This is a genomic window from Stenotrophomonas sp. GD03777 (assembly GCF_029842485.1).
Classification (GTDB): Bacteria; Pseudomonadota; Gammaproteobacteria; order Xanthomonadales; family Xanthomonadaceae; genus Stenotrophomonas; species Stenotrophomonas sepilia.
Genome location: NZ_JAOCGL010000202.1, coordinates 1 through 2,974, shown reverse-complemented (window position 1 = coordinate 2,974; position 2,974 = coordinate 1). Strand labels below are relative to the sequence as shown.

The 2,974-nt window shown below is 67.6% G+C and carries 5 protein-coding genes and 1 pseudogene; 2 read left to right on the top strand and 4 right to left on the bottom strand.

The window, feature by feature from the left end; all coding sequences use genetic code 11:
* Together N5E02_RS20675 and N5E02_RS20670 are read left to right on the top strand one after the other, a co-directional pair.
* Window positions 1–174: pseudogene (locus N5E02_RS20675) on the top strand (transglutaminase domain-containing protein); the annotation flags it as partial.
* Window positions 171–698: a Slp family lipoprotein gene (locus N5E02_RS20670; RefSeq protein WP_279946714.1), complete on the top strand. Its 528-nt coding sequence runs from the start codon at window positions 171–173 to the stop codon at window positions 696–698. The pseudogene N5E02_RS20675 and the gene N5E02_RS20670, both read left to right, overlap by 4 nt.
* Before the next feature lie 76 nt (window positions 699–774).
* On the opposite strand, the gene N5E02_RS20665 is transcribed toward N5E02_RS20670, so the two are convergent.
* The 4 genes from N5E02_RS20665 to N5E02_RS20650 all read right to left on the bottom strand — a co-directional run.
* Window positions 775–1,134 carry a histidine triad nucleotide-binding protein gene (locus tag N5E02_RS20665; RefSeq protein ID WP_005415497.1) on the bottom strand — a complete coding sequence of 120 codons (360 nt, stop codon included), beginning with the start codon at window positions 1,132–1,134 and terminating at the stop codon, window positions 775–777.
* A 67-nt stretch (window positions 1,135–1,201) separates the two neighbouring features.
* Window positions 1,202–1,801: a recombination mediator RecR gene (recR, locus tag N5E02_RS20660; protein ID WP_005415496.1), complete on the bottom strand. Its 600-nt coding sequence runs from the start codon at window positions 1,799–1,801 to the stop codon at window positions 1,202–1,204.
* 82 nt (window positions 1,802–1,883) lie between these two features.
* Window positions 1,884–2,204 (bottom strand): YbaB/EbfC family nucleoid-associated protein, encoded by a 321-nt coding sequence (locus tag N5E02_RS20655; protein ID WP_019659509.1) that lies wholly within the window; start codon window positions 2,202–2,204, stop codon window positions 1,884–1,886.
* Window positions 2,205–2,210: 6 nt separating this feature from the next.
* The coding region (locus tag N5E02_RS20650; protein ID WP_279946713.1) for a DNA polymerase III subunit gamma/tau C-terminal domain-containing protein at window positions 2,211–2,974 on the bottom strand (764 nt) is incomplete at its 5' end.

Below are 2,974 nucleotides of genomic sequence, written 5' to 3'. Positions count from 1 at the left end.
CACGAAACCGCACAGGACTGGGCACAGCGGGTTCACCGGCAGCGACCCGACCCGACCCTGCTCGCGCTCAGCCAGCGTTTCGCCGACGCGCGCTACGCTGGAACTTGCACCGACCTCGCTTCATTATTGCGGGACCTGCGCAGGCATCGCCCGACTTCCGGAGCCTCCCCATGAACACCAAGTTCCTCCTCACCGCTGTGGCCACGCTGGCCCTGTCGGCCTGCGCCACGGCCCCCAAGCCGCTGCAGGGACAGTTCAGCCTGGTTTCCCCGCGCGACTCGGTCGCCACCCAGCAGGTCGGTACGCCGGTCCGATGGGGCGGCCGCATCATCGAGACCAAGCCCGGCCAGGGCGAGACCTGCTTCCAGATGATCTCGCGCCCGCTCAACGCCAGTGGCCGCCCGAACACCACCTCGTCCGACGCCAGCGACGGCCGCTTCATTGCCTGCCGCGCCGGTTTCTACGACCCGGCCGTGTTTGAAGCCGGGCGTGACGTGACCTTCATCGGCAAGATCTACGGCTACCAGAACACCCGCATCGGGGACTACGACTACCGCCTGCCGAAGCTGTCGGCCGATGTGATCTACCTGTGGCCGGAACAGCGCCAGGTCGATGTGGTGCCCTACCCCTATGGCCCGTGGGGCCCGGGTCCGTGGGGCCCGTACTGGGGTGGCTACGGCCGTTGGGGCTGGTGGTGATCGCCACCCAGCCCGCATGATCGGAAAAGGCCGCCTTCGGGCGGCCTTTTTCATCCACACATGCGTGGACAGGGCTTCAACGCCCCGGCGTACCGAAATGCCCCAGCGGCGCGCCGGCCAGCAGGTGCATGTGGATGTGGAACACGGTCTGCCCGGCGTGCTCGCGGCAGTTCATCACGATGCGGTAGCCGTCCTGCGCGAAACCCTCGCGGCGCGCGTATTCGGCAGCGGCCAGGGCCAGCTTGCCGACCAGGTGCGCCTGCGACGGCTGCAGGTCGTCCAGGGTCGGGATGATCTCGTTCTTCGGAATGAACAGTACGTGCACCGGCGCCTGCGGTGCGATGTCCTTGAAGCCCAGCACCTCGTCGTCCTCATAGACGATGGTGGCCGGGATCTCGCGACGGATGATCTTGCTGAAGAGGGTTTCGTTGCTCATGGTCGGCCTCGGCGGGAGTGTCTTCCGCATTGTAGGCCGGCCGCGCCGGGCGATGCCCGGGTGGTGCTCAATCACGGAATTCGCTGCGCGTCCCGAACGCGTGCGACAGCGTGCCGCGGTCAACGTATTCAAGCTCGCCGCCAAGCGGCAGGCCCTGTGCCAGCCGGCTGGGCTGCACCTTGCGCGCGCGCGCCAGCTGCGCAAGGTAATGCGCGGTGGCTTCGCCTTCGACGGTGGCACTGGTGGCGATGATCAGCTCCTGTACCTCACCTTCGGCCAGCCGCTGCTCCAGCTGCTCCAGGCCCAGCTCGCGCGGGCCGACGCCATCAAGCGGCGACAGCCGGCCCTGCAGCACGAAGTAGACACCGCGAAAACCCGTCGCGTTCTCGATCGCGAGACGATCGGCCGGCGATTCGACCACGCACAGCTGGCTGCGCTCGCGGCTGCTGTTGGCACAGGTCGGGCACAGCTCGGTTTCGCTGAAGTCGCGGCACTGCGCGCAGTGGCCGATACGCTCCACCGCCAAGGCCAGCGTTTCGGCCAGGCGCTGGCCGCCTTCGCGCTCGCGCTCGAGCAGGTGGTAGGCCATGCGCTGCGCCGTCTTCTGGCCTACGCCAGGCAGCACCCGCAGTGCGTCGATCAATTGTTCAAGCAGGGGTGCGGACACGGCGGCATGCTTTGATGGCGCCGAGCGAGCTCGACGGCTACAGATTCTGTGGCACCCGCTTGCACGGATGCCACGCTGGCAATCAGAACGGCAGCTTCATGCCCGGCGGCAGCTGCATGCCGGCGGTGGCCGAACCCATCTTCGACTTCGACTCGGCATCGATCTTGTTCGAGGCATCGTTGAAGGCGGCGGCGATCAGGTCTTCCAGCATCTCCGGGTCGCTGGTCAGCGACGGGTCGATGCGCACCTTGCGGCATTCCTTGGCGCCGGTCAGGGTCACGCTGACCATGCCGCCGCCGGCACTGCCGGTCACTTCGATCCTGGCGATTTCTTCCTGGGCCTTCTGCAGGTTTTCCTGCATCTTCTGGGCCTGCTGCATCAGTTGGGCGATATTGCCGCGCATAGTGTCTTACTCGTCAAAAGAACGGATGGAATCGGAAACAACCCGGGCACCGTGCTGTTGGATCAGCACCTGCACTTCCGGGTCGTCCATGAAAACGGCCTCTGCCACCTGCTGCCGCTCGCCACGCTGGCGGTCGGCACGCTGATGCAGGGTCTCGGCCGGAACGTGTTCGGTTTCCACGGTCTCGACCACGATCTTCGGCGCCTGGCCCAGGGCCTTCTCCAGCATCTCGCCCAGGGCAGCCAGCGCGCGCTCCGAGCGCAGGTACTCAAATCCGGGCGAAAGGCCCAGTTTCAAGGTCCCGTGCTGGCAGCTGATGAAGGCGGCGTTGGCAGCCAGCTGCCGCGAGGGGCCGCTGAGACCGCTGTTGGCGACCAGGTCCAGCCAGTCTTCGGCAGTGGCCAGCTCGCTGACACCTTCCTGCGGTGCGGCCTCACGCGCCGGAGCCGGTTCGGCCGGCGCAATGGCAATACCTTCGGCGCGGAACGAACGCTCCGGCGGCGCAGGCTCGCCTGGATCCGCGGCGGGAGCCGGCGGTTCATGCCAGGGCGCGACCATGGCGGCATCCGGGCCGGCCATCTCGGCCGCCAAAGCCCCATCCCGCGCCTCGGCTTCGTCGGTGGCCCACGGCGGCAGGTCATCGCTTGCCTCTGCAGCGATGGCAGGCGCCAGCGCCTCGGCCTTCACCGGCGGCGGTGACACGGGCTCTTCCACCGGAACCGGCTCGGGTTCAGGCGTCGGATCCGGCTCCGGTTGCGGGGCCGGCTCGG